Genomic DNA, 26,197 nt, shown 5'->3' with positions numbered 1-26,197 from the left:
TACAGGGTTTAAACGTCAATTGATTTGTCTTATCCGAACCGTATTGCCTTATCTGCCCCCTGTTCCCTATTCCCTGTTCCCCGATTAAAAGGTGTCACACCCTCCTTGACAAAGACCAAATCATGGAATATCCTTCAGTCGCAAAGAAAATTTTTTGTAAACCTATGCTTTGGTCAAAACAAATACGCTACCCTCGTTACCCCTGCCAATTCGTAAGTCGCTATCTAAGTAAGTGATATCCAACCAACCTTGTTGTTCGTTGCTGTTGAGAGGAAAATCAAGAGCAGTAAATTTTTGACCACCTTCTATTTGTTGGATATATTTGTCTGGAGACTTGTAGTCAATTAAACGTTGGAAGCTGACTATTGATCGCTCAAATTTAACTTGGACACGACGACCTGAAACTGGTTCAAACTTAGCAGCTACGCTGACTATACCTTCAAGAAAAGGTAAACCATAAATTTCGGCAATGTTGTAAACGCTGTTAGTTTTAACACGAATACATTGATAAATTTGTCCGAGTTTATACAAAGGGAAGCGATCAAGATTCAAAAGGGCTTTGCTGGTGGTATAAAGAAGTCGCCAATTACCATCAAGTAAGTCGCCAGCTTCTACTGGACGTGGCGTGGGATTAAGGTCTTCGATATTGGCGATCGCAATCAAAATAGCTTGCCTATCCTGTTCGCTTGCCAAAAGACCACGATTTTTACCAGCAATAGCCTCTAATAAAGTCGCTTTTGTGAACATTGCCTGTCACCTAAAACAGTATTAGTCTTAATCAAGAACAACAAGAAGTTGATGTCTTTGTGTATTACGCTCTACCAATAAGGTTTTTGCAGAAGCCAGGAAAAGAGAAAGGCAAAAGATTAAAGGGACTGATTTTTCCTTTCCCCTTACTTGTTAACCTGTACTCAAAAATACTTACAGTAATTCTTACTTTTGTAAGATGCCGAACCACAAGCTAACTATCACTATTTACTTTATTGACAGTAAAAACAAAAAATTTGTCGGATTTTGAAAGTAACTAGTTGAATGATCAACTAAAATCTTTCGTATCAAGTGATAGACTCTTAATGTCAAGCTATAATAACGCTTCTTGTATCTGAAGTCTGATATGCTAAATTCCCCATTACGCGAAGAACCTCGTACTCAACGTGCTGCTGTAATACCATTAAAGCAAGAATCCTCTCTTTTGGATTGGTTAGGGAATAGTGGTCGCCTGATAGCGCGTGATGTCCAAGAACAACAACTTGCACAAGAGAGCGAAGAAGAAATTTCGGAATTTTTGGGTGGTGATGATGCTATAGCCGATTATGACTTTGATGACGATGATGATGTAGTTCCAGACGAAGAGTAGTCACTAAAGATTACTAAGGATTAAACAGTCAACAGCTTAACGAGTCCCTATTGTTCATCTATCGTACAAGTGTGGAGTGAGGGGAAATATCCGTGGACGCTAAATTATCTCCTGACCAGAGGTTGAACATTTCTGGCATAGGTTTAGTTTCGGTTTTAGGCGTAGGGTTAAGTGTCGCAACACTAATTTTGGATGACATGGCAAATAGATTGCCGTGGACTAGCACTTCCCTCACCTTGCCATTTCTATTATGCGCCGTAATTTCAGCAGCCGTGGGCTTTTTTGTCGTACCAATGCTGCAAGCACTCAAAACAGGGCAAATCATTCGCGAAGACGGCCCTCAAGCCCACTTGAAAAAGGCGGGTACACCAACAATGGGTGGTGTGTTTTTTGTTCCTGTTGGGGTGATAGGTGCTTGTATATTATCAAACTTTGATACAAAAGTACTAGCAGTTTCTGCATTAACACTAGGTTATGGATTAATTGGCTGGATCGACGATTGGCAAATTTTGCGCCGCAAGTCCAACAAGGGTATTTCTCCTCGGATGAAGCTTGCTCTACAGATTGGCTTTGCGGTTATCTTCTGTATATGGCTGCTTTTTAATCAACCTTCTAACATCACAAATTTAGCTTTACCCTTTGGCTTGTCTTTACCTTTAGGCTTGCTGTTCTGGCCTCTGGCGGGTTTTGTATTAGTAGCAGAAAGTAATGCTACTAATTTAACAGATGGTATTGATGGATTAGCCGCAGGAACAGTTGCGATCGCATTACTGGCGTTAGGGGCGCTAGTTGGTTCCACTTCACCGGAACTGATGATTTTTTGTGCTGCTTTAAGCGGTGGTTGCTTAGGCTTTTTGGGACACAACCGCAACCCAGCTCGTGTTTTTATGGGAGATACTGGTTCTCTGGCCTTGGGAGGAGCTTTAGCTGCTGTGGGACTACTGTCTAACAGTCTAGTAGCATTATTTATTCTCAGTGGCATCTTTTTTGTAGAAACCCTGTCTGTAATGGCGCAAGTCAGCTACTATAAAGCGACTAAAGGCCCTGATGGTAAAGGTAAACGTTTGTTTAAAATGGCTCCTCTACACCATCACCTCGAACTTTCAGGTTGGTCAGAACTACAAGTAGTCGGCGTCTTCTACATTATCAGTGCTATTTTGGCTGTCATCTGTTTGGCGATCGGCAAGTTCTGACATTTGAGACGCATAATCATAATAAAGAACCTCCTCATACAGAATACAGAGGAGGTTCTTTGTTTGAGAGCAAATACAAATAATTAATTAGAAAGAGCGATCGGTTTCAATTTTGGTTTAGCATCGCGAGCAGTCATGCGTTTGTAAACAAGACGAGATATTTGGGGAAAGATATCTACGCTATTGGAGTATGCGGGACTGTGGCCAAAAACAGTTAAAACATAACTTGTTTTCTCATCTCCTGTGGAAACCATTGCCATTTCTGCACGGGAGCGAGAAGTCCAACCAGCCTTAGAATGAAAACTAACGTTAGTCTTAGATAAAGACTGACCTAAAAAACCTCGTACAGGATTGAAAGCATATAAATCCGGATCTTGCCAAGCTTTTGGATTTAAATCTCTTTCTAACCACCCGCACATTTTTTGACTCGCTTCTTGAGAAACAGCCGTTTTTAGATAACAAATTTCGTACATTAATCTGGCTGCTTGTCTGCTTGTAACTCGATTCGGATTCCAATTAGGCTTTCCTAACATTTGCGATTCACTACCTCTAGGTTCTGGAAGATTGAGGTAATAAAGCGGAAAAGTTTTTTGACTCACATTAATCCGCTTATAACCAGCGTCGCGGAAAAATCTATTTACTTGCTCACGTTTATCTTTCCAATTCTTAAATTTTTCACTCTTTAGTCTCGATTGAGAACGCGTAGCTGTAATTTGATCAACAATATAGCTAGCAGCTTCATTATCAGACTCCTTAATCATCTTGGCGAGATAAGGAGTAAAGTCTTTTTCCTTTTTCCAAACTCCACTCTCTATCTGGGAGTATAAAACTGTCATCCAAAACGTCTTTACAACACTAGCAGGATATCTGGGTGTATCTTGCTGGTATCCTGCTGTCTCACCTGTTTTGGCATCAATTAATGTAATTGATAAAGGCTTTTTAGGCAAACCTTTAGCAGCAGCAAGGCTAACAACTTGATTAACAATTTTTTGCAATTCTTGGCTATGTTTAAAATCTGGAGGTGTGTCGAGATTATAGGCAACTTGTGTATTTTCTTTGCCTGAAAGACGTGAAGGAATTGGCATTCCTTTGGCGATCGCCCAATTAGGACGTGGCGGTGGAATAGTACGTAATTTTAATGTTTTTTGAGTAGATGATGTGGCAGGAAGTAGGGCAGAACTTGGTACATTTGTACCTGTAGAAAATAATTGTTGAGTAGATGATTTGGCAGCAATCAAAATAGAGCCTGAAGCATCACTGTTAAGTGAATTTAATGGTTGTGCAGCAGATGTTCTTGCAGACTGTGTAGTTACGTACTTAATCATCAAAGCACCTGCTAGCACAAATGGAATAGTCATTCTCACGGTTGGAGTATTAAATCTGGCAATGAAGCTAACAGCCGAGATTTGCTGAGATGAAACCTTGTATTGGGGCGATTTGTGCATATTTATTTTTGGCTTGTGTATAGATCTAGTTTGCAACTTATAGTTACAACAACAAGCGTAATTATATTACCAAAAACATGCAGTATAAAACAATTCAGAATTCCTTGCTAGTGACACTAAATCACATAAAATCAAAATGGTTTATTCATATTGATTACAAATTTTAATAACCTGTTATCCTCCTCTAAGATAGGGTTAGGAGACGAAAATCTATACAGGCTAAGGAAAATTAGTTTTTCTATTGATTTTCAATGCTCGAATCTTATGACAAAACACCTTAATTTTTTGGTTTTTTTAATTGTTGTTAGTAACTACATTTATGATACTCTTGTATCAAAAAGAGAAATATATCTGAGAACAGATATATTATGAAATACGGAACCGTGAAAATAAAGATACTATCTGAAATCAATTAAAAAAACCATATTAGGGGCTTTTTGGATGTTGAATTTTTAACTTCGCGTAGCGCTCTTAACACCTAATTTTTGCTCTCAATATATACATCCAGCAAATATATTGATTATTAAGATTTTACCTATATCTTTAGGCAGATATTTGGTTAATTGATATAAAAAATGGCTAAAAAAGCATTTCTTCTGAAAAAACAGTGGCTGAGGTGACGTTAAGCGTTGTAACTGCTATTTTTTGGGGATAACATGGGAAATAATCTAATTAAGCTTCTCACACCACAGTTGGTGTAAGTTTTTTCTATGGACATTCAGTTAATCAACATCGGTTTCGGCAATATTGTGTCGGCTAACCGAGTAGTTGCCATTGTCAGTCCAGAGTCTGCCCCTATTAAGCGGATCATTACGGATGCACGTGATAGAGGTCAACTTATTGATGCAACCTACGGTCGCCGTACCAGGGCTGTAATTATTACTGATTCCAGCCATGTTATTCTTTCGGCGATTCAACCGGAAACAGTAGCGAATCGTTTCGTAGTTTCCCGCGAGCATCAGACGGTAGATAACTAAATCAGGATCTGGTGAAAATTGCTACTCCTATTTGCGCCATAGCAGCAGTAACATGTGAAATAGACACATTTTCGTCAAATTGATTTTGGATTTTAAGTAGATTCCCCCCAAGGGAAAGATTTGAGGATTAAAAAAAGTAAATTGACGATTTGTTTCGCCCCAGTTGTGGGCGAGGCATGACTCAAAAACTGTATAATCCAAATCACGCCACATGCTATAGTCGAACGCCAAGTGCAACAATGGGACAAACCCCATATGCAATAAGAGCAGCAGACCGCCTAACACAGTGGCTTCATAATCTAAAATTCAAATTAAATAGTTGGCCTAGCAACTCACAACGGCTAACGACTCATGAATAATGTCTATTAATTGATTCACAAGTTGAGCGGATGATGCAAGTTTTATCCATCCATAGTGGTGCTACTACCAAGGATTGTCAATCTTCTGGCAAGCTCATTGTCTTAACCGGACCTAGTGGTGTTGGTAAAGGCACTTTAATGCGATCGCTTCTGGCGCGTCATCCAGAACTTTATTATTCTATTTCTGCAACTACTCGCTCTCCTCGTCCAGGAGAAATTGACGGCAAAGATTATTACTTTATTAGCCGTGGTAAATTTGAACAATTGGTGGCAGCTGGTGAATTCTTAGAGTCGGCAGAATTTGCTGGCAACTACTATGGTACTCCCCGTGAACCAGTCCTTAACCAAATTTGTTCTGGCAAATTGGTTTTACTGGAAATAGAGTTAAAAGGAGCGCGACAAATTCGCCGTTCTTTTCCCCAAGCGCTCAGTATTTTTATTTTGCCACCTTCATTCAGCGAGTTAGAGAAACGGATACGTACTCGTGGACAAGATTCTGAAGAAGCGATCGCTCGTCGTCTACGTCGCGCCCAAGATGAAATCAATGCTGCTGATGAATTTGATATTCAAATCGTGAATGACGATTTTGAAACGACTCTCAATTCTATTGAAGCAACTTTGTTTAAATAAACATCAATTCCTTGCATAAAAAACCAACAAAGAACACAAAGCAAAAGCCACTGAGCCTTTTGTTCGTGTCCTTTATATTTCAATACGGTTCAGATAAGACCATAATCCTTTGTACCAGGTGCGCCATGACGCGTCTGGTACAGGTCAATTTTTTTACTAAAAATCCTTAACTGAACCGTATTGCTTTATATTTTGTTGTTTGTTGTTAGTTGTTTGCTCTTAGTAACAACCAACCATCAACAAGCAACAAATATCTATTAACCAAACAAACCTTGAACTAATCCAAGATTAGCAGTCAAGAAGTAGGCTGTAACAGCACCACCAATACCACCAATCAAGAAAGCGCTACCAAAATTACTCCAGCCTTCTTTAGTGTGGAAAGCTTCAGAAGGATGAGGTGCAGTCACGCTAGCAACTGGTTCAGGAGGATTGCTATTAGCATACAAAGATAGGGCAACAGACAAAAGCGCTATCAAACCTACAGTTCCCAATAAACCAACTAAGTCAGCATTTGGAGCGTCCCGCAGGGGACCCAATTTGGCAAAGGGGCCAAAAATCCAGTAACCATGAGCCATACCAACTTCTAGCCCTCTTCTAAAGGGAGTAATACCTGGACGATATGCAGGTAAGTTGTTAATGAACCACTTGGTTAAGGCAGAAGAATTAATTGGTGTTTCCAGATTCCCAATTTGTGGATCACGCATTGCTGGAAAAACTACTTCCCGATTTCTAGGATCGCTAGGAAGATTTTTGGATGCATCTACTGCTTGCGCCATATTTTAATTTTGCCTCTCAACAGTAAGGTGGCAGTATTTTATATTAATAATAATTGTCTTTGGGTGTGATTTTTGAAAACTAAAGTTTAGAAAAATTAATTTACTCTCTTGCTATCTAAGCATACAGAATTTTTCAGGTTCTAGCTTCTTTTAAATATTTATGTTAATTAACCACATAGACACTCAAGTGGCTTCTGTAAGTAGCCACTTGAGTGTCTACCCACTAGGGTAGGATGCATTAGACGCGTAAGCGGCTTTTAATCAGAATAAAACACAAAGGATGTAACAGATATTTTTAAATTAAGACATGAAAGGGTGTGATTTATTTCTGAAAATAATAAAAATCATATTGTTTCTAACATTAAAAAGTTTTAGATGATTATTTTTAGTCTTTATAGTTAGTTGTTAGTAGGTACAAATTAATAGTTATTTATTTAGTTATTTAACTATTCGCTATATAGGCGAAGCATTTGTACTATAAATTTTTCGCTTTGACGATAAAATATACATATACAAATGCTCCACCCCTACTAACTAAACCCTTCAAAAATGAAAACCCGTTAGTTTTTTATGGCAACGGGTGGAAAAGTAGGTCGGGGAAAAAGCGATTGAATTCAATCAAAATGCCTGCTGTAATGAACAGCCATATCGTAGTAATTACGGGTGCTGTACTCAGAAACTTAAACAAAGGGCTTTGATTATCCATGAATTAATCTCCAAAACGGTGATAAATCAAACAATGCTAGCGTGGTGAAATGGGGATTTCTTCGTCCTTGGCTGTTAATTCACCAGAAAGCAATTCTTTAATTGCTGCTGCTGGCCAAGCAAAGCCAGATAGCATGATCGGTAGCGCCAAAGGAACGTCGATTTGAATTTCCTTCTGTTCGACGTCGCCTCCTTGCTTTTTGATTGTTTGCAAATAAGCACGACCAACCCAGCCAATCCAACCAGCAATATACAAAAAGAGAATACTGGGAATTAAGAAGTCACCAGCGCGATCTAAACGACCATCAACAATCAAGTGAGGTAAACCTTCAGGTCCACACAGCGCTTGAGAATAGCGCTCGAATCGCTTTTGACCAGATTCGGGGTCAGCAGTAGTATTACGAGCTACTTGGGCGCGCTGGGCAAAGGCAGAAGATTCACTACAAGGTACGAGGTCAGCTCCGAGTGCATTAGCGGCGGGAGCAAAGTTAAACCAAAGACAAATAGCTAAAATCAAAGCAAACAAGCGTCGCATGGAATTGTTTCCTTTCATTACGAAACAAAATCTTAATATTGTACAAAACGAAGCGGCTTGTACAATTTTGATTTGCACAACTACTACATCATTTTGAACCCTCCTGGCTTTGAAAAAACCAGGATTGCTTGGCGTTAGCCTTCCCGAAGGGTACTGATATTGTGACGTGAGGCTTAAGCTACACTACAACAATATTTGTCCTACCCCAAAGGGTTTTTGACTGGCTCAATCAGTCTTTTCCACCTCAATCTTTAGGATTGTGTGGCGATCTTTGTATGTAGAAGCATGTTCACTTTATGATGACCAGGAGAAATTTAATATTTCTTATCTGGTCTTTTGGGAAATTGTGGAGTTTAAATCCACAATCAAAAAAGGATAAACAGAGTTTTTGACAGGTATTAATCTGACAAATTTTCCTATTTTTCCTATTATTTTGATAGGTTTTGAGTCTATGGCAATCATACTCTTGCCTGTGAACCGAGTAAAGTTGAAGTCAATAAAAGTTAAAGTTTCTCAAACTAGTCTTTCTTAGGCATAACCCAGTGATGGTAAGCGTTTTAGCGATAGAAACCAGCTGTGATGAAACTGCTGTAGCAATTGTTAATAATCGTCAAGTAATAAGTAATATTGTTACGTCCCAAATTCCTGTCCACAGTCAATATGGTGGTGTAGTGCCAGAAGTGGCTTCCAGACAGCATTTAGAAATCATTAATCCGGCGATCGCTCAAGCTCTAGAACAAGCCCGGCTAGATTGGCAAGGGATAGATGGGATCGCCGCCACTTGTGCGCCTGGGCTAGTGGGAGCGCTGTTGGTTGGGTTAACTGCTGCTAAAACCCTAGCGATGGTACATAACAAACCATTTTTGGGCGTTCATCATTTGGAAGGTCACATTTACGCCACTTACCTCAGCGAACCAAGCCTAGAGCCTCCTTATTTAAGCTTGCTAGTTTCCGGTGGACACACAAGCTTAATCTACGTCAAAGATTGTGGCGTGTACGAAACTCTAGGTGAAACTCGTGATGATGCTGCTGGTGAAGCCTTTGATAAAGTCGCTCGCCTTTTAAAGCTAGGATATCCTGGTGGTCCAGTCATAGATAAGTTAGCACAACAAGGAAACTCCCAAGCCTTTATCCTGCCAGAAGGGAGAGTTTCTTTACCAAATGGTGGGTATCATCCCTATGATGCGAGTTTTAGCGGCTTAAAAACAGCAGTCCTGCGGCTAGTACAGCAAATTGAGAAACAAGAGCAACCAGTACCTGTGGCAGACGTTGCAGCCAGTTTTCAAGATACCGTCGCGCGATCGCTCACGAAGAGAGCAATAGCTTGTGCGATCGACTACGATCTCAGTACAATTGCCGTCGGTGGTGGTGTTGCAGCTAATAGTGGGTTAAGACAACGCTTACAAGCCGCAGCTACAGAACATAATCTCAGGGTTTTATTTCCTCCCCTCAAATATTGCACCGACAACGCCGCTATGATTGGTTGTGCCGCCTGTGATCATTTAAGCCGAGGTCATACCTCACCTTTAACTCTTGGTGTTCAGTCTCGCCTCGGATTAACACAGGTAATGGAGTTGTATCGGAGGTAGGGGATTGGGGATTGGGGATTGGGGATTGGGGATTGGGGATTGGGAAGAGACTTGTTAAAGAATTCTCCTCTGTCCCCCGTGTCTTCCCTGATCCCCGATCTCTTACCCCCAATCCCTGATCCCTAATCCCTAACCCCTATTTCCGAGTGTTGAAAAACAATTGAGCGGATGTGGTCAGCGACCGCGTCTGGTTGCTCTAACATAGCTAGATGCCCACAATTAGGAATTTCGATCACATTGTTCCCACTGTATTGAAACAATGGATGAAAACTTGCTAAATGACGGACATATTTGGGTTCCATTACCTTATCTTGAGTACCCGCAAGGAAATAAATTGGCTGTTTTAGTTGGGATACTAGCTGAGGTAAACGGTTAATTTCATCCTCTGTTGTAGAATCCAACAATGCTCCTAAAGCTGCTTCTGGATCAGCGCTAATGAAATCAATGATCCGTTGACGGGCCCAGTAGCGTTCTAAGGGACGTACCACACTAGCTCTAGTAAACAGCAAATCAATTAAAGGTACTTGACTAAGCCATCGAGGACGAATTTGTAAAAATCGTTGACCTGCTAAACGAAACTGCTCAAAGGCTTCTTTGAGATAAATTCCACCACCAGAGTTGATACAGATCACTCCTCGAATGCGATCAGGCTTTTGAGCAGTTCCCCATAGAGCGATCGTACCTCCCAAAGAATGACCAACAAGCCAAGCACTAGTAATATTTAGCTGTTCCAACAGAACATTTAAATCCTGTGCATAGGCGGCTGGCGTGTAAAGGGACTCGAATGGATTCACAAAGTCACTGCGGTGAATAGAACCCAGTTCAAAAGAAACTCCCTGATGAATAAAATCGGTATATTTCTTAGACTGGGATTCGCCAAAACCCCTCAAATCATAGGATAGACACTGAAAATCACCTGACAAGCGAGAAATCACAGGTTGCCAATAACCACGACTATTGAGCCAACCGTGAACAAATACCAAAGTATGGGGATAGGACGTGGGAACTGTAAGTTCGTATGCGTGTGGAACGCCCAAGATTTCGATGGTAGCCATACTTCTATCGTACTCTGAAGAGTGAGTACGACTTAGTTAAAAGTCAAAACTCAAAAAACCAAGACAAGTGACTTTGAATTTTGAATTTTGAATTTTGAATTCCCCTGAAGGGGGTTGACGTTTTCACTTGCCCAATAATCTATGTCGCACGCCTTCAGCAATTTTGTGACCCAAGTATTCTGGAATGAGACTTTCATTCGGTCCTAACAAGTAGAGAATCAAGCGCGTACGTCCACGCCATACTAACAAGTTGGCATTCACTACCAAAAGGTCTTCCTGCCAAATGGCATACATCGCTTTATAAAATAATCCTGGTTGGTTATCAGCCTCTATTACTAAAGCCGGTAGATGAAAGACTGGATCAACATAAAATTCAGTTTGTACCTGCTCTAAACCAACATCGAGATTAAATTCTACTGCCAGCATTTCTTCTACTTCAAATCGCCCTGCTAAAGCCTCTCGAATAGCGCGACAAACATTTTCTGATGTTTTCTCGCTCAAAGCTTTACTACCACGAGAAACCAATAGTTTGATAAATACTAACATCGGCGATTTGATCTGACCGTATAAGCTTAAACCGTGAATCGTTAGCCCATAAGCCGCTAGTACACCAAATATATCGCTCAACAGAAACGATTGGTTACGGTAAGCGAAATGCAAGGCACTTTTGCTACCTTCTGGCTTCAGTTCAATAACCGCGCGTTTGCTTTTATAGAGGCGGTAGGCCAACCGCAAATTTTGCAGTTGAATCTCACTACTGACAAATTGTTCATAAAACTGAGGAAATGCGCGATTAAAGCGCTTTAGGAGTTCCAGTGTCGAAGATTTTAAACCAGAAGCCATTGTTGGAAGTAAGCCTTGCTTGCTGTGATCAAATCTAAAGCGTTAATTATATTTTGTGTGTTATTTAGTTTTAAGTAGCCTGACCATCCTCAAGCCCCCCGATTTATCTGTGGGGTCAATTCCATTTTCCAAAATCTAAAATCCAAAATTGTTTGACTCTTTTTACACCTCTACACCTTTACAGATCTACACCCTATTTTCAAAATAGTTGTGCTTTGGCTTAATTTCTCCTAGCTTTATCACAAAATGCTAAAGTTGAAAATGATTGATGTGAAGTAAACGATTACTGAATAATTGTCATTGAAAATCTCAACAAGACCAAAAATCCCGGATGTGAGAGATACTTAGACATAAATTTCAGTTAAGCGTTAAGAAACACTCTTTCATTAGAAACCAATTCAGTTATACTACCCGAACCACGCTGGCATGGGTTTTTGGAAAACTTGGTTTAGTGCTTCTGAACCGATCGCAACAAGTAAAACTACTTCCTTTGAAGAGTATACAGTGGACACTGTTGGTAATTCCAATGGTGTCAAAGAAGCTTCTACCCAGGAGGCTCGCATTGTTTTTAGTACAGAACGAGATATTGATTTATATGAACTTGAAGAACTATGTGATGCGGTTGGTTGGTCGCGTCGTCCTTTAAGAAAAGTCAAAAAAGCTATTGAGCATAGTTTTCTCGTTGCTTCCATGTGGCAAGTGCGAGGTAATAAAAGGCGGCTCATTGGTTTTGCCCGTGCCACCTCAGATCATGCTTTTAATGCCACGATTTGGGATGTGGTAGTTCATCCAGAATTTCAAAGTAAAGGACTGGGTAAAGCACTGATGAAATACGTACTCAAAAAACTGAGGAGTGAAGAAATTAGCAATGTGACTCTGTTTGCTGACCCCCATGTTGTAGACTTCTATCGAAGTTTGGGTTTTATGTCCGATCCAGAAGGTATTAAAGGTATGTTCTGGTATCCTCAGTAATCAGTCAGTGAGAAGCCCGCGCTGTCAATTTGCGGCAGCGCCAAGAGCATGTCACTTGACATATGGGCAAGTTTCTTATAAATTTATCTATTGTTTGCACAAAAGTAAATCTACATAGTACTAAGCTGTAGAATAAATATCTACAATTTAGTTTGTGTTTTACTTTAATGCATTCAAATGTGATAAAGTATTAAAGGAAATCAACGGGATGTAGCGCAGCTTGGTAGCGCGCCTGCTTTGGGAGCAGGATGCCGCAGGTTCAAATCCTGTCATCCCGATTTAACAGAGAAGCTTAAAATCAACTGTACTGAATTCTGTAAGCGCAGAGGGCAGGCCACGCCAACACAAATCAAATAAGAATCCTATATAAGGATAAAGAAGAGAAATCTAAAACAGACTTATAGTTATTATTAAGCTATGTTGATAGTTATACTAAGTAGATATTGCGATCGCAATTCATAACATAATCTGTCATTTATCACCTCCAACTTTGGTTGGTTAAATATTATTCCTCCAGTTCTAGACATAGAAACATAAAGTATTTAGTTTTTCTCATAAATAAACAAAAATTGACTATATTTTAATCTGAGAGATTTGCAAAAATTTTTGGTAATTATATTTGCACTTTCTTTGCTTATTTTTGCGGTAGAAGAAAACTCTGTAATTTTGCTGTTAGCCTAGTTTTGAGGTAAAAACAACAAATTGAATTTCTTTGGGGATATGTGTAAATTAAGGCAGTGATTTCATGTGGTAGATGGAACGAATGACTTGCATGTGGCGTCAAGTATGGCATAGTAAGGCAATAAAATGGCATTTGTCGCCTTCATGAGTGGAAAAGTTTTCGTCTTTTGAAAAGGAGCATCTCAAATGTTCAAAGAACCCACCTGCAATTAAAATCAAAGAGTCTTATAGCTAAAGTATGCTTAAGCAGACTGTTTGATTTATTTGAGTCGTAGAAAGACGACTTGTGCTACGAGAGCTAGGGGTTTAAACCCAAGCGCAGTATATTGAAAAATTTGGGATGTTCCCTTTTGAAAGCAACATATAGCAGGCATCTATCTACGTTAGTTTGAAGTTTGTCAATTTTTAGGCGAAATAGACAAACAGACAATTGCACAATCCACTAGCAAAACAGATACCATAACAGAAACTAGTCGGTTCTGTGCGAATATAACTATTCCTTTGATTTAATTAAAAATATTGATGCTAGGAGAAGTCATGAAATCATTGGTTCGCTGGGGTACAACATTAGGTTTAGTGGGGAGTACTCTGCTGGCAATAGTTTTTAGCGGAAATGCCCCAGTACTAGCATTACCAGAACAACAAATAGCAGAAAAACTGAATGAAGTACCTGTTTTTCTTCTTACTAATCCTCAAGGTGTACCGCTAACTCGTACTCTACCTGCTGCCCAAAATGGACAAAAAAATACTACGGTGGCAGATGTTTTTATGAACGGACAGGAAGCACAGGCTTTTTTAGAAGAACTGCGGAAACAAAAAGACCCGAAGATTGTGGACATGGTAAAAACTCTGCAAGTAAAACCAGTACCAATGGGGGTTATTTATAAAAAGCTGCAAGAAGATAAAAATAAACCAGACCGCGTCTTATTTGCACTGCAACCTGGACAACAAGACCTTCAGGGAGCAGTCACACTACTACGCCAAAAGGGTCAAGAGGTCAAACAGTTAATCGTACCTGTGTTTATTGTCCAATCGGCAGATAAAGGATACGTTTCAGTCAAACGACGTTCTAACAATCAGGAAATTGTACCTCTGTTTCTCAGTCAAAAGGACGCCCAGGGTCTATTGAACCAGATTAAGAAAGATATTCCCAAAGCTGAAATTCAAGTAGTTGATATTGAAGGCGTCATCCAAACGTTACAGCAAAAAAATGACGAGTGGTTGAAGCAAGTTACTCTAGTACCATCTTCTGAGAGCTTAGAATATATCAGCAAGCAGCCAAGGACTAATGCACCTAACACAGCTGCTACACCAGCTATCAAGCCCAAACCTGCTGCTACAACACCCACTCAACCGAAAAAATAACTAGCCCGATCAGTTATCAGTAAAAAGTTAACAGTTATCAGATTGATATTATTCCCATACATTAGACTTCGTGATATTTAGTCGGGGAAAAAGAGAGTCAGTTAACTGATAACTGATAACTGATAACTAATAACTGTTCATCATGGTAGAGCAACAAGCAAAAGAAATTTCTGGTTTGCAACTTTGGGAATGGCGTCAAGCAGCGATCGCAGCCTCGATTACTGCTGATGTATCACCTGTCGAAGTAGACTGGCTATTACAAGAAATAGCTGGGTTAGATCGTTTGGCACTACGTTTGGAGTCGTTTAAAGAGCGATCGCATATCCAGTTGCAGCTACCTTTAGAAGAACTAGATATTTTGTGGCAAAAACGATTAAAAGAACGCCTGCCAATACAATACATTGCAGGAGTTACACCTTGGCGACAATTTAAAATTACAGTTTCTCCTGCGGTTTTAATCCCAAGACCAGAAACTGAATGTTTGATTGATATTACTGTTGCAGCAGTAGCCAAGAGTAAGGAAAATCTGAGCCTCCAACAAGGACACTGGGTCGATTTAGGAAGCGGTAGTGGAGCGATCGCCATTGGGCTAGCAGATGCTTTGCACAAAGCGACAATTCACGCGGTTGACTACTCATCAGCAGCAATTGCGATCGCTCAAATTAATGCTCAGAATGCTGGACTGAGCGATCGCATCAACTTTTATCAAGGCTATTGGTGGGAACCACTGGAGTCTTTAAAAGGACAATTCAGTGGGATGGTGTCAAACCCCCCTTATATCCCTACCAGTACCATGTCAACCCTGCAACCAGAAGTTGTCAATCATGAGCCACATATGGCACTTGATGGTGGTGATGATGGTTTAGACTGTATCCGCTATTTAATCGAAACTTCCCCTAGTTATTTAAAATCAGGTGGAGTGTGGCTTGTAGAGATGATGGCCGGACAAGCGGATGCAGTACGGGAGATGCTACAAAATCAAGGTAGCTACTGCAATATTGAAATTCATGCTGATTTAGCTGGTATCGACCGTTTTGCCCTTGCTTATAAATTATGAAATAAAAATTAATTTTCATAATTCATAATTTATAATTCATAATTTTGAAATGGCACAAGTTTCTTTCGATACGCTCGTAGCTGCTGTAAAAGCAGGTAGATTAATCAGTTTTCCTACAGACACTGTTCCCGCTTTGGCAAGTTTACCAGAGCAGGCGACCTTAATTTTTCAAGCTAAACAACGCACTCAAGATAAACCATTAATTTTAATGGCGGCTCATCCAGAAGCACTCTGGGCTTTTGTTAAAGGTAGCGAACAAGAGTATCAAATTTGGCAAGAAGTTGCTCAGAAATATTGGCCAGGGGCGCTGACTTTAGTTTTACCAGCCTCTACACGGCTTCCAAGAGTGATGAATCCTATAGATGCAACGACCATTGGTATCCGAGTTCCTGATTGTGCGATCGCTCAAAAGATATTAGCACAAACAGGCCCTCTCGCTACCACTAGTGCTAACTTGTCAGGCCAGCCACCTTTGCAAACAATGACAGAAATCACAGCCCAATTCCCTGAAGTTCTGGCTTTGGCTAGTACAGAATATGAAAATAAAATACCAAGAAATGGAGTACCTTCCACTGTTGCCAAATGGACTGGAATGAATTGGCAGATTTTGCGGCAAGGAGGAGTTAAGCTGGATTAAATCAATGATCAGTTATCAGTGATTAAGCTTGTTAACTGATAACTGATAACTGATAAATGATTACTGTTAAAAAGTTGATATTTGCCGAATGTATGAATTGGAGTAACTGGGTAGATCTCGGAGCCGGACTTTTATTAGGATTGGGTATTGCTGGATTATTGGCACGTATAAATAGGCCATCTAGTTCATCCCCAGTACTACCAGCAGAAAAACAAGATGTTGTGAAACTCCAACAACAGATTAAACAGACTCAACTAGCGTATGAAATGGCGCGAGAAATGAGCCAGTTTAAAGCGGGGTATTTGGCGCGGACTACCCACGTATTGCGATCGCCAATCAATGGTTTAATTGGTTTACAGCAATTAATTTTGGCAAATCTGTGTGAAGATCCAGAAGAAGAACGAGAATTTATCAAACAAGCTCATGATCGAACACTGAAGCTACTGAAATTAATTGATGAAATTCTCACAGTTGCCAGATTAGAACATGGTACAAATAAACTCGACTTGCAACCGCGATCGCTTACAGAACTGTTGCAGGAAGTTTATGATTTAACTTACATGCTGGCGGAAAATCGCAATTTCCCTTTCAAAGTCTTATTACCAGAATCAGATTTGAAAGTGGTTGTGGATTCTCGTTGGTTCAAACAAGTATTAATTAACTTAATCGAAAGTGCGATCGCTCAAATAGAGGAAGGTAATATTTATATTTCTTCCCAAACTTCATCTACAGATAATTTTGTTTATGTCTGGCTAGATGTACCTAAACAGGGTATTTTACACAGTGAACCAATAGATTTAATTTCATCTAAAAATCAGGTTGCTGAAACTGAGGAAGAAAATATTACTTTCGACCCCGGAATGAAGTTCTTACTCAATCAAACTATTTTAGGAGTGATGGGGGGAAATTTAGAAATTGTTCCATTTTCTCTGACTACACAACAAGCTGAAGACATGGCTAGATTGCAAATAACGATCCCTCAATTTATCAGTTAACAGTTATCAGTTCTCAGTAATCAAAAAATTCTGATCACTGAGAACTGATAACTGTTAACTGTAAAACACCATTGTAGTAGTGGAATTTTGTTGAAAGCCAATTTTTTCATAGAATTCTTGTTGGTGAGTAGTCATTAAGTAGACGCGTTCTACTCGTTGGAGACGAGGATGACTCAGAACTGTTTCTATCAATTTACAGCCCAGTCCGTTACCGCGATAATCTGGATGAATCACAACGTCCCAAATTGTAGCGCGATAAATACAATCGGAAGTTGCTCTAGCAAAGCCAATTAGTTGTTGTCCATCCCAAAGACTGATCACGGGGTCACTGTTAGCAATCGCTACCTCTAAATCTTCAGTACTGCGTTCTTTTGCCCAAAAAGTTGAAATATCTAACAGCTGCTGGAGTTGGTAAAGGTCGATTTTTGACTTGCGATCGCTTAATTGAATTTGAGAAGAAGTAATCATCACACCAATTTAGGCAGTACTTTTGCTGAGTTTCGCTTTGAAGATACAGCCTTTATGCTGATATCGCAACTATTTTTTTACTAATAATTCAAGGTTTACTGACATATCCATTTCCACAAAGGATGACTTGGCCCCTGTTGACGTATCCGAAAAACCTGATTTTCTAGACGTTCCTGATCCTGCAACGGTAATCCAAATAGAATATTACGGCTTTGCCAAACCAAAACAGCAACTGTCATTCCGATACAGAAAGCTAAACCAAGAGTGGCAAATGGATGGAAAAAAAGTCCATATCTGACCGCCACCCAAGTAAAATATTGTTGCCACAAAGCTATCTCTTCACGTAAACTCCACAAGCACCAAGGCACAATAGTCAGCCATAAAAAGCCAACAAACAACCATCTACTATACACTGTTAACAGATGTAGCTTTTGTACTTGTTTAACAAAAGTAATATCTGTGTTTTCACTAGGTAAGAATTTTTCTGGTTCATCCATAGGCGAGGGAGAGGGGACAAGGATAGGGAGGACAAAGAGGACAAGGAAGAAAACTAACAACTCAACTAACAACTTACACTAACTATTTATAGATTCAGAAGTTGGAGAAACGACGGGTTGTCCTTTACGTTCTCGCCACAAAGCTAAAAAAGTACTGGCGATAAAAATACTGGAATACGCGCCCATCGTGAAGCCAATAATTAAAGCTAGGGAAAAGAATTTCAGGGTTGCTCCACCAAAGAGGAAGATCGCAGACAACGTCAGCAAGGTTGTTAAGGTTGTATTGATTGACCGTGCAAGAGTTTGGTTAACTGCATCATCTACAATGTCAGCAATGGGACGATTAGGATTTGTTTTTAGTGTCTCCCGAATTCGGTCATAAATCACCACGGTGTCATTCACAGAAAAACCTGTAATCGTTAGCAAAGCAACGATAAATAGGCTATCTACTTCTATACCTGCGACCAAACCCAGAATCGAGAAAATCCCTACTGTAATTAAGACATCGTGAAATAGAGCAATGATCGCAAAGATGGCATAGTCTAACTGGAAACGAAAACTTAAGTAAACTATTATACCTACAAATGAGACTATAAGCGCGATTACACCACTCCTAAACAGTTCCCGTCCAATCGTAGGACCAACAGTGTCAATTTGGGTTTTTTGTGGGTCAAAGCTGCCTATTTTTTCGCTTAAAGCATTTTGTAAACTGGTACGTTTTTCTACATCCAAAGCTTTAGTACGAATTAATACGCCGTTATCTTTGCGTGTATCCTTATCAGCAATAATCTGAATACTGCTATCACCAAGTCCTTGGGCGTTGGCTACTTCCCGAACTTCGTTGATATCAATGGCTTTACTACAGTTATCTGGGTTTGTACAATCTCGTTCAAACTGCAAGCGTGTACCACCAACAAAATCTAGACTAGGGCGTAGGGGTGCGCCTATTTGCTGGTAGGAAATCACCATAGAGATGATACCAGCAAGAATAATGATGCCAGAAATTATCCACCATAGCGATCGCGATTTGTTGATACTCAGTTTCATCGAGCCACCTCCGTCTTATTTGAGGCTGGCACATCAGGAGAGTATAGTCCAGGTTTGCGTAAGGAAGGAATAGAAATTGCCAAAAACATTAATGTCCGACTACAGGTAATTGCTGAGAACATACTGACCGCTACACCTAAAGCAAGAGTTAGAGCAAAGCCTTTGACTAAACCAGAACCCAACCAAAACAGCGCAGCACAAGCAATCCAGGTCGTGACGTTACTGTCTAAAATACTAGAAAAGGCGCGGTAAAAGCCAGATTCTACAGAACGGTATAAAGTTTTGCCTGCTCGTAATTCTTCCCGTGTACGTTCAAATATAAGTACATTAGCATCAACTGCCATCCCAATACTCAGGATAAAACCTGCGATTCCGGGTAGGGTAAGTGTAACGCCCAGCAGAGCAAAACAAGCGCAAGTCAACAGGGCATAAATGACTAGTGCGATGTCCGCAATTACTCCTGGTAATCTGTAGTAAATTACCATAAATATGAGAACTAAGATGAGACCGCCGACACCTGCCCAGATGCTGCTTTGGATACTATCTTTACCTAATGTTGCCCCAACTGTACGGATCTCACCAATTTCTACTGGTACTGGTAAAGAACCACCTTTGAGTTGTATACCTAATTCACTGGCTTGTTGAGGTGTAAAGTTACCTGTAATTACAGCTCCACCACCACTAATACCTGTAGCAGCAAATTCAGGCCCAACTACAGGAGAACTAATTAGTTCGTTGTCAAGAAAAATACCAATACTGCGACCAGTTCCAGCAAGATTTTTGGTGAGTAAGGCGAAAAGTTCACCACCTTTTTGGTCAAAGCGAATGGCTACTTCCCAATTATTACCTGATGTTGGCTCACCACGGGCATCCTTGAGGTATTGACCAGTGAGTGGCGGGTTGGTACTCTCAAAAAGTTCTGCGATCGCTTTGCTGTTATTTTGCAGCGCTTCTTTATTTTGGGCGATCGCTGCGGTGTCTTGAGAGTTTCTTAATTCCTGCTGCTTTTGTTTGAATTCTAGTTGAGAACTTCGTAAAGCAAGTAACTGAGTTTCTGTATTTGGTTTTTGTTGGCGAAACTCTAACTGTGCTGTACTACCTAGTACTCGTTCTGCGTCCTCTGGATCATTAACTCCGGGTAGCTGCACTAAAATCTTATCTTCGCCAACTGTTTGAATTACAGGTTCAGAGACACCAAGACCGTTGACACGACCTTCCACGACACTTTTGACAGCTTCTAATTCTCGTTCAGTGATCCGTGGAATTTCTGGTGTTGACTTCACCTGAATTGTCAGTTGCGAACCTCCCCGCAAGTCTAAGCCAAGCGGTATAGGAATTGTGGCAATTACCGCTATTGCGGCAATCACCAAAACTAAAATTAAAGCTAATAGCGATCGCTGTCTTTGCATACCATAACTCGCTGCGACAAACGATATGATAACGCTCTTTGATAACTTTATGATTATTTTAGCGATCAGGGATCGGGGATTGGGGATTGGGGATTGGGGAGAGGACAAGAGAGACAAGGGGGACAATAAATAACTGTTCCGATACCTGATCCCCAATACCTGATCCCCAATCCCCGGTTCTAAACTCGCAAAGCGATCATTTTTTCTACAGCTTCGACAATTTGCTCTGGTTGAACAATTGTCAATCTTTCCAGCATACCGTTGTAAGGTGTGGGAATATCTTGAGAAGAAAGCCGCAGTACAGGTGCATCCAACTCATCAAAAAAGCGCTCGTTAATTGAGGCAATTAATTCTGCTGCCACGCCTCCTGTTCGCATACACTCTTCAACTATAATCACTCGATGGGTTTTGCGTATAGATGCCCCTATCGTTTCCATATCTAAGGGTTTGAGAGATATTAAATCAATAACCTCTGGGTCATAACCTTGTTTTTCCAAAGTTTTCAAGGCTTGTGTGACATGATGACGCATCCGTGAGTAAGTGAGGATTGTGACATCTTTACCACGTCGTACAATTTCTGCTTTATCCAGAGGTAGGAAGTATTCTTCTTCTGGTAGGTTTTCTTTTAAGTTGTAAAGTAGGACGTGTTCAAAAAATAGGACTGGATTCTCATCGCGAATAGCAGATTTGAGCAATCCTTTGGCGTTGTAAGGTGTAGAACAAGCTACAATCTTCAATCCTGGTACAGCTTGGAAGTAAGCTTCTAATCGTTGGGAATGTTCAGCACCAAGTTGACGCCCTACACCCCCAGGACCACGAATTACCATGGGAATTTTGTAGTTACCGCCGGAAGTATAGCGTAGCATCCCGGCGTTGTTGGCAATTTGATTAAAGGCAAGGAGCAAAAAACCCATGTTCATGCCTTCTATAATTGGTCGTAACCCGGTCATTGCTGCACCTACAGCTAGACCAGTGAAGCTGTTTTCCGCAATAGGAGTATCTAAAACTCGGAGTTCTCCGTATTTTTGATACAAGTCCTTTGTCACTTTGTAGGAACCACCATAATGTCCCACATCTTCACCAAGTACAAATACTGTGGAGTCACGCGCCATTTCTTCATCAATGGCTTCTTTTAAGGCGTTGAAGAGTAGTGTTTCTGCCATTCGACCTCTTATAAATTTATTGTTTTAGAATCTTATCGTGCTTGAGCTGGAAATACGGTCAGCGATGCTGCTGTTCTCAATGTGTGTGAAACACATGAATTTATTTGATAACTTCGGGTATATCTCAAAACTTATGCTCTTGGAGTGACACACAAATTGCTATGCAAATCGTTAAATTGTTGCCACAGGAATATTCTACGTCTATTGCGGATAATTCGCTCAACGCAAACTTTTGTGTACCAGCATTAATTTTGGGAAAAGTGTGGCAAAAGACGCCTACAAAGCCTTCTACCTCATTTGCACCTATATGGTATAAATTTTATCAATAATTTCATGAATTTTTCATAAACATTAAGATAGTAGTATCTCTGATTTGATTGAGCTATAGCCGCATCTCAGCAGTTGGTGTATCAGGCATAGGTGTTACTTGATTTAATTGATTATTGGGAAATCTCCTCGGTCTTCCTGGTTTACGTTTATGTCGCTGGTTGATAGATTTTTCGCTGGCTGCTGCCAATTCTTCTGGTGTGCATTTAAATAGTCGCAACGCTTCTAAGTATTTTTTCGGCGTCATTGTCGGTTCTGTACGCCCTGCTTCCCAGTTGCGAACACTGGTTTCACTGATTGCAAGCCTGAAAGCGACTTCTGCACGGCTAAGTTCCGCACGTTCTCTCAGGACTTGCATATCCATAACAAAATGCTCCCTTTGATAACTATATGAATGCATTTATTAAATCAATTGACGTAAAAAAGCCGACTTAGGGCTATGTTATTAACTATATTATTTTATAGTGTTCGTTGTACCTTCTGGCAAACATACAAACGAACTTCGCTAGGTATGATTTAAAAAACGATACCCTGTAGAAAATATTTAAGGAAAGAGAATCGATGGCTGGTGAATTAACACTGATTGTCGAAATGGTAACAGTGTTAGGGGTTGCGGTAAGCGGAGGGTATCTGGTCAATCGTTTGCATCAGCCCGTGTTACTTGGATATTTGCTCGGAGGTATGGTTGTCGGTCCAGCAGGGTTAAAGCTTGTCACACTTGAGGGGGATATTCAAGTGCTATCCGAAGTTGGGGTAGCCTTATTGTTGTTTGCTCTGGGTGTTGAGTTTTCCCTCAAAGACCTATTGCGGTTACGGATGATCGCCCTTGGTGGTGGATCGCTGCAAATCTTACTCACGATTCTACTCGGAGGAGGACTCGCGTATTTGACAGGCTGGGTCGAGACATTTCCCCAGGCGATTTTTCTGGGTGCTGTGCTTTCTCTATCCTCAACAGCAGTCGTACTCAAAAGTTTAATTGAGGGGAATGAAGTCCAGACCATTCATGGACAAATTATGCTGGCGATTCTTATTGTACAAGACCTTGGCTTAGGACTGATGCTGGCAGTCCTTCCTGCCTTGACCCAACCAACCGAGATGATCGGTATTGCTTTATTTGCTGCACTGCTCAAAGTGGTACTTTTTCTGAGCGGGGCAATTTTAGCCGGAAAGTGGGTGATTCCGTTCCTAATTCGATTAATTGCTCAAACGGGATCTCAGGAATTATTTCTACTGGGAATTTTGGTACTTTGCTTAGGAATTGCGCTATTCACCTACGCTATCGGTTTAGGTATCGCTATGGGTGCATTTGTCGCAGGATTAATGATTTCTAATGTAGAGTATGCCGATCATGCCCTTGATCGGGTTCTACCGATGCGAGATGTTTTTGCGACTCTGTTTTTTGTTTCGATTGGACTCTTAATCGATCCTGCTTTCTTGTTTGCCAATGCTGGGATATTAATCGGGTTAATAGCCATTACTATGATTGGGAAAGCAGCGATTGTTGCATTAATTATCAAGGGGTTTGGCTATTCCTTGAAAATGGCGCTTACAGTCGGTATTGGTATCAACCAAATTGGAGAATTCTCCTTTGTGTTAGCAGGTGTCGCTCAAAGTGAGGGACTATTTTCGTCTAGACTTTATGGATTGACCGTAGGAACCACAGCTACAACCTTATTGCTCGCGCCCTTTATGCTGAAGGTAACACCGTATCTGCTTCAGTGGTTAGAACGGTTCCCCCAGATCAATTCGTTATTGCAGTTGAACAATTCTCCTCACCTAGTTGGGTTAGAAGAAGAACTTGTCAACCATGTGCTAGTGGTGGGATATGGTAGGGTAGGGCAAACTCTTGTCAGGATGCTGTATTTTCAGGGACATAAAATCCTAGTAATTGACAATAATGAAGCCGCTCTCCAAACTTTAAGAGAGCGGAAGATTCCCTATCTTTTTGGAGATGCTTCGAGCTCGTTAGTTTTGGAAAAAGCCAATATCACTCAAGCCAAAGCAATGGCGATCGCTCTACCTGATCCAATGGCAACTCGACTAACTTTGAAGCGTGCTTTAAGTCTAGCACCAGATTTAGATATTACCGTCCGCGCTCATGTGAATGACGAAATTGATTCGCTCTACCAACTGGGCGCTCAAGAGGTGGTTCAACCAGAATTTGAAGCTTCTCTAGAAATGGGCGCACATATGCTGTTGAAGTTGGGGGATTCTACCTATGCAGTGCAGCAAGTCGTGAATCGTTATCGCCGTGGACGGTATCGAGACATTTTACCGGAACGATCGCAGTACTGGGGCGCGGCTGATCTGGAAGTGGCGATCGCAGGGCTACAACATAATTGGTATATCTTACATTCAGATTCTTTTTTTGTAGGATTGAGTCTAGCTCAAACCAACGCTCGCCGTTTAACCGGAGCCACTATTATGGCAATTGAACGCAACAAACAACTCTATCGCTACCCAACTGGTGAATTCACCCTTGAGTCAGGCGATCGCCTACTGGTAGTCGCAAACCCCCAAGAGCATATCGCGTTTACAAAACTGCTTACAGGAGATGAATAATATTTCATACTTAAGGTGAGCGATCGCCTGATTCTTATTAGGGCGTATGTTCAACGATTGCGATCGTACAACTCCATACACTCTGTTAAAATCGCTAGCTAGTTTCAGTGCTTGCATCTAAGTATCGAGCAAATAAAGCACGTTCCTCTGGGTAAAGTCGCCTTGGACGCATAGTTTGCTTGTCAACGAACAATCCTTTTTGTAGTCCCTCAGCCGCCAGCACTTGTTGACTATTGTAGAAACGAAACTGCATGATGGCAGAAGCATTTCGCAGTTGAGACAGCCAGAGTTCTACTTGCACGCGATCGCCTAAATACAATGGTGATTTGTAGGTAATACTGGTATGAACTAAAATCGGTACGAAACCCTGCTGAAAAATTTCATGGGTCGCCATTCCCACTGTTTCTAATAGCTTAGTTCGTCCTATTTCCATCCACTGGATATAAACAGCATTGTTTACGTGTCCAATGAAATCAATTTGATAAGAATAAACATCCAAGTCAAAAGCAATTTTCTGCATGTCTACTTCTCACAGGGAAGCAATAGTAGTGTAAAAGTCACTCCTTGGTGACAAGGTATCATAGTCACCAAGAAGTGACAAGTAGATAAGAACTATTCATGATGCGTGATAAAGAGGAAACCAAAGCTCGAATTTTGGCGGCGGTGGGCAAACTGTTGGCAGAGTCTGGATTTCAGCAATTAGGTGTGAATGCGATCGCTCGTGAGGCTGGTGTTGATAAAGTATTGATTTACCGATATTTTGAGAATTTGCCATCTCTACTGCAAAAGTTTGGCAAAGAGGGAGACTATTGGATCACTGCTGAGGCGCTGATTGGTGATGAAACAACTGCTGATGCTGAGTCTCTAGCTGATTGGATGATCTACCTATTAATACGATTGCTAGATGATTTAAAAGAACGACCAATTACACAAGAGATTATGCGTTGGGAATTGCTAGAAGGCAATGAACTAACTCGTGAACTGGCCAATGTCCGCGATTCTATGGCGTTAGATAGCCTTAATTTTCTCAAACAGAAGTGTTCGTTCCCTGAAGATCAAGATATTCCTGCAATCAGTGCTGTTTTAGTAGCAGGAATCGTCTATCTAGTGCTGCGTACTAAAGTCAGCAAAACATTTATGGGCTTGGATTTCAGTTCACCTACAGGTTGGGAGCGAGTTGAGGCGGCGATCGCATCGCTGATTCAATCCACTGTGTAAGCTTCATAAACAGCTTATCCAAGTTTGCTTCTTTCCGCCGCCAACGAATATTTATCGAGAAGTCCTGCTCTTGCTCCAAATCTGGTAGATACATGTGTTGCGAGGATAAATGCAAGGTCAGCACATCCTTTAATAGTTTCTCCTTCTAATAAACCATACAAAAAGCCAGCTACAACTGCATCACCAACACCTGTTGTATCTAGTGCGATTCTACTATCGCTTCCAACTGTAAAGTTCACATTGGAATGGCTAAAAAAGTTCATACTACTACCAGCATTGCTGTAATCGACCACGGGTGAGTACAAACTAAAAATAGTCAAAAGCTTTTAAACGCT

27 protein-coding genes and 1 tRNA gene are annotated in these 26,197 nt (G+C 40.8%); 13 read left to right on the top strand and 15 right to left on the bottom strand.

All coding sequences use genetic code 11. The features are described 5' to 3' along the window. Nucleotides 1-162: 162 nt before the first annotated feature. Nucleotides 163-747, bottom strand: coding sequence for a PAP/fibrillin family protein (locus AC5JMK_RS21560; RefSeq protein ID WP_096676759.1), 585 nt, complete (start codon nucleotides 745-747; stop codon nucleotides 163-165). A gap of 367 nt (nucleotides 748-1,114) precedes the next feature. On the opposite strand from AC5JMK_RS21560, the gene AC5JMK_RS21555 reads away from it, so the two are divergent. Together AC5JMK_RS21555 and mraY are read left to right on the top strand one after the other, a co-directional pair. Beyond that, nucleotides 1,115-1,357 carry a DUF3134 domain-containing protein gene (locus AC5JMK_RS21555; RefSeq protein ID WP_096676757.1) on the top strand — a complete coding sequence of 81 codons (243 nt, stop codon included), beginning with the start codon at nucleotides 1,115-1,117 and terminating at the stop codon, nucleotides 1,355-1,357. 92 nt (nucleotides 1,358-1,449) lie between these two features. Beyond that, complete coding sequence (mraY, locus tag AC5JMK_RS21550; protein ID WP_096676755.1) at nucleotides 1,450-2,550, top strand: phospho-N-acetylmuramoyl-pentapeptide-transferase; 1,101 nt, start codon at nucleotides 1,450-1,452, stop codon at nucleotides 2,548-2,550. A gap of 83 nt (nucleotides 2,551-2,633) precedes the next feature. On the opposite strand, the gene AC5JMK_RS21545 is transcribed toward mraY, so the two are convergent. Beyond that, nucleotides 2,634-3,995 carry a serine hydrolase gene (locus AC5JMK_RS21545; protein ID WP_495910995.1) on the bottom strand — a complete coding sequence of 454 codons (1,362 nt, stop codon included), beginning with the start codon at nucleotides 3,993-3,995 and terminating at the stop codon, nucleotides 2,634-2,636. Nucleotides 3,996-4,705: 710 nt separating this feature from the next. Between AC5JMK_RS21545 and remA the strand changes: the two genes are divergently transcribed. Both remA and gmk read left to right on the top strand, forming a co-directional pair. Continuing rightward, nucleotides 4,706-4,972, top strand: a complete 267-nt coding sequence (gene remA, locus AC5JMK_RS21540) for an extracellular matrix/biofilm regulator RemA (RefSeq protein WP_026720330.1) — start codon at nucleotides 4,706-4,708, stop codon at nucleotides 4,970-4,972. A 389-nt stretch (nucleotides 4,973-5,361) separates the two neighbouring features. Further along, nucleotides 5,362-5,961: a guanylate kinase gene (gene gmk / locus AC5JMK_RS21535; protein ID WP_096676751.1), complete on the top strand. Its 600-nt coding sequence runs from the start codon at nucleotides 5,362-5,364 to the stop codon at nucleotides 5,959-5,961. Between the two features lie 257 nt (nucleotides 5,962-6,218). Here gmk and AC5JMK_RS21530 read toward each other — a convergent pair whose 3' ends face one another. From AC5JMK_RS21530 to AC5JMK_RS21520, 3 genes are all read right to left on the bottom strand, one after another. Further along, nucleotides 6,219-6,737, bottom strand: a complete 519-nt coding sequence (locus AC5JMK_RS21530) for a photosystem I reaction center protein subunit XI (protein ID WP_096676749.1) — start codon at nucleotides 6,735-6,737, stop codon at nucleotides 6,219-6,221. Between the two features lie 568 nt (nucleotides 6,738-7,305). After that, on the bottom strand, nucleotides 7,306-7,443 hold the full coding sequence (psaJ, locus tag AC5JMK_RS21525; RefSeq protein WP_096676747.1) for a photosystem I reaction center subunit IX: 138 nt from the start codon (nucleotides 7,441-7,443) through the stop codon (nucleotides 7,306-7,308). A 36-nt stretch (nucleotides 7,444-7,479) separates the two neighbouring features. Next, nucleotides 7,480-7,977 (bottom strand): photosystem I reaction center subunit III, encoded by a 498-nt coding sequence (locus tag AC5JMK_RS21520; RefSeq protein ID WP_026720328.1) that lies wholly within the window; start codon nucleotides 7,975-7,977, stop codon nucleotides 7,480-7,482. Nucleotides 7,978-8,522: 545 nt separating this feature from the next. Between AC5JMK_RS21520 and tsaD the strand changes: the two genes are divergently transcribed. Continuing rightward, nucleotides 8,523-9,566, top strand: a complete 1,044-nt coding sequence (gene tsaD / locus AC5JMK_RS21515) for a tRNA (adenosine(37)-N6)-threonylcarbamoyltransferase complex transferase subunit TsaD (RefSeq protein ID WP_096676745.1) — start codon at nucleotides 8,523-8,525, stop codon at nucleotides 9,564-9,566. 122 nt (nucleotides 9,567-9,688) lie between these two features. On the opposite strand, the gene AC5JMK_RS21510 is transcribed toward tsaD, so the two are convergent. After that, nucleotides 9,689-10,621, bottom strand: coding sequence for an alpha/beta fold hydrolase (locus tag AC5JMK_RS21510; protein WP_096676743.1), 933 nt, complete (start codon nucleotides 10,619-10,621; stop codon nucleotides 9,689-9,691). Between the two features lie 123 nt (nucleotides 10,622-10,744). Beyond that, the gene (locus AC5JMK_RS21505; RefSeq protein WP_096676741.1) at nucleotides 10,745-11,464 is read right to left on the bottom strand and encodes a hypothetical protein; all 720 of its coding nucleotides are present in this window, start codon (nucleotides 11,462-11,464) and stop codon (nucleotides 10,745-10,747) included. Between the two features lie 426 nt (nucleotides 11,465-11,890). On the opposite strand from AC5JMK_RS21505, the gene AC5JMK_RS21500 reads away from it, so the two are divergent. The 6 genes from AC5JMK_RS21500 (at nucleotide 11,891) to AC5JMK_RS21475 (ending at nucleotide 17,171) form a co-directional block, all read left to right on the top strand. After that, the gene (locus tag AC5JMK_RS21500) at nucleotides 11,891-12,436 is read left to right on the top strand and encodes a GNAT family N-acetyltransferase (protein ID WP_096676739.1); all 546 of its coding nucleotides are present in this window, start codon (nucleotides 11,891-11,893) and stop codon (nucleotides 12,434-12,436) included. 204 nt (nucleotides 12,437-12,640) lie between these two features. Continuing rightward, nucleotides 12,641-12,714, top strand: a tRNA-Pro gene (locus tag AC5JMK_RS21495). A gap of 940 nt (nucleotides 12,715-13,654) precedes the next feature. Then, nucleotides 13,655-14,482 (top strand): Tic22 family protein, encoded by an 828-nt coding sequence (locus AC5JMK_RS21490; protein WP_096676737.1) that lies wholly within the window; start codon nucleotides 13,655-13,657, stop codon nucleotides 14,480-14,482. A gap of 142 nt (nucleotides 14,483-14,624) precedes the next feature. Continuing rightward, nucleotides 14,625-15,539, top strand: a complete 915-nt coding sequence (gene prmC / locus AC5JMK_RS21485) for a peptide chain release factor N(5)-glutamine methyltransferase (protein WP_495910994.1) — start codon at nucleotides 14,625-14,627, stop codon at nucleotides 15,537-15,539. Nucleotides 15,540-15,588: 49 nt separating this feature from the next. After that, nucleotides 15,589-16,176: an L-threonylcarbamoyladenylate synthase gene (locus tag AC5JMK_RS21480; RefSeq protein ID WP_096676734.1), complete on the top strand. Its 588-nt coding sequence runs from the start codon at nucleotides 15,589-15,591 to the stop codon at nucleotides 16,174-16,176. 92 nt (nucleotides 16,177-16,268) lie between these two features. Continuing rightward, nucleotides 16,269-17,171: a sensor histidine kinase gene (locus tag AC5JMK_RS21475; RefSeq protein WP_096679073.1), complete on the top strand. Its 903-nt coding sequence runs from the start codon at nucleotides 16,269-16,271 to the stop codon at nucleotides 17,169-17,171. A gap of 54 nt (nucleotides 17,172-17,225) precedes the next feature. Here the strand turns inward: AC5JMK_RS21475 and AC5JMK_RS21470 are convergent, their stop codons facing one another. The 6 genes from AC5JMK_RS21470 to AC5JMK_RS21445 form a co-directional block, all read right to left on the bottom strand. Continuing rightward, nucleotides 17,226-17,639: a GNAT family N-acetyltransferase gene (locus AC5JMK_RS21470; RefSeq protein ID WP_495910993.1), complete on the bottom strand. Its 414-nt coding sequence runs from the start codon at nucleotides 17,637-17,639 to the stop codon at nucleotides 17,226-17,228. Nucleotides 17,640-17,734: 95 nt separating this feature from the next. After that, the gene (locus AC5JMK_RS21465; RefSeq protein ID WP_096676732.1) at nucleotides 17,735-18,136 is read right to left on the bottom strand and encodes a hypothetical protein; all 402 of its coding nucleotides are present in this window, start codon (nucleotides 18,134-18,136) and stop codon (nucleotides 17,735-17,737) included. 78 nt (nucleotides 18,137-18,214) lie between these two features. Then, complete coding sequence (secF, locus tag AC5JMK_RS21460) at nucleotides 18,215-19,183, bottom strand: protein translocase subunit SecF (RefSeq protein ID WP_096676730.1); 969 nt, start codon at nucleotides 19,181-19,183, stop codon at nucleotides 18,215-18,217. Next, nucleotides 19,180-20,592 (bottom strand): protein translocase subunit SecD, encoded by a 1,413-nt coding sequence (gene secD, locus AC5JMK_RS21455; RefSeq protein ID WP_096676728.1) that lies wholly within the window; start codon nucleotides 20,590-20,592, stop codon nucleotides 19,180-19,182. The genes secF and secD overlap by 4 nt, the downstream gene beginning before the upstream one ends. 179 nt (nucleotides 20,593-20,771) lie before the next feature. Then, nucleotides 20,772-21,755: an alpha-ketoacid dehydrogenase subunit beta gene (locus AC5JMK_RS21450; RefSeq protein WP_096676726.1), complete on the bottom strand. Its 984-nt coding sequence runs from the start codon at nucleotides 21,753-21,755 to the stop codon at nucleotides 20,772-20,774. Between the two features lie 382 nt (nucleotides 21,756-22,137). Beyond that, the gene (locus tag AC5JMK_RS21445; protein ID WP_096676724.1) at nucleotides 22,138-22,446 is read right to left on the bottom strand and encodes a helix-turn-helix domain-containing protein; all 309 of its coding nucleotides are present in this window, start codon (nucleotides 22,444-22,446) and stop codon (nucleotides 22,138-22,140) included. A 197-nt stretch (nucleotides 22,447-22,643) separates the two neighbouring features. Here AC5JMK_RS21445 and AC5JMK_RS21440 point away from each other — a divergent pair, with 197 nt between their 5' ends. Beyond that, nucleotides 22,644-24,644 (top strand): monovalent cation:proton antiporter family protein, encoded by a 2,001-nt coding sequence (locus AC5JMK_RS21440; RefSeq protein ID WP_096676722.1) that lies wholly within the window; start codon nucleotides 22,644-22,646, stop codon nucleotides 24,642-24,644. 94 nt (nucleotides 24,645-24,738) lie between these two features. On the opposite strand, the gene AC5JMK_RS21435 is transcribed toward AC5JMK_RS21440, so the two are convergent. Continuing rightward, on the bottom strand, nucleotides 24,739-25,164 hold the full coding sequence (locus AC5JMK_RS21435) for an acyl-CoA thioesterase (protein WP_096676721.1): 426 nt from the start codon (nucleotides 25,162-25,164) through the stop codon (nucleotides 24,739-24,741). Between the two features lie 98 nt (nucleotides 25,165-25,262). On the opposite strand from AC5JMK_RS21435, the gene AC5JMK_RS21430 reads away from it, so the two are divergent. After that, nucleotides 25,263-25,862 carry a TetR/AcrR family transcriptional regulator gene (locus AC5JMK_RS21430; protein WP_096676719.1) on the top strand — a complete coding sequence of 200 codons (600 nt, stop codon included), beginning with the start codon at nucleotides 25,263-25,265 and terminating at the stop codon, nucleotides 25,860-25,862. Between the two features lie 14 nt (nucleotides 25,863-25,876). Here AC5JMK_RS21430 and AC5JMK_RS21425 read toward each other — a convergent pair whose 3' ends face one another. After that, the gene (locus AC5JMK_RS21425) at nucleotides 25,877-26,155 is read right to left on the bottom strand and encodes a PfkB family carbohydrate kinase (protein WP_495910992.1); all 279 of its coding nucleotides are present in this window, start codon (nucleotides 26,153-26,155) and stop codon (nucleotides 25,877-25,879) included. Nucleotides 26,156-26,197 lie beyond the last annotated feature (42 nt).

The organism is Pelatocladus sp. (assembly GCF_059505505.1).
The sequence above is the reverse complement of the archived record's forward strand: the minus strand, read 5'-3'. Positions and strand labels throughout refer to the sequence as shown.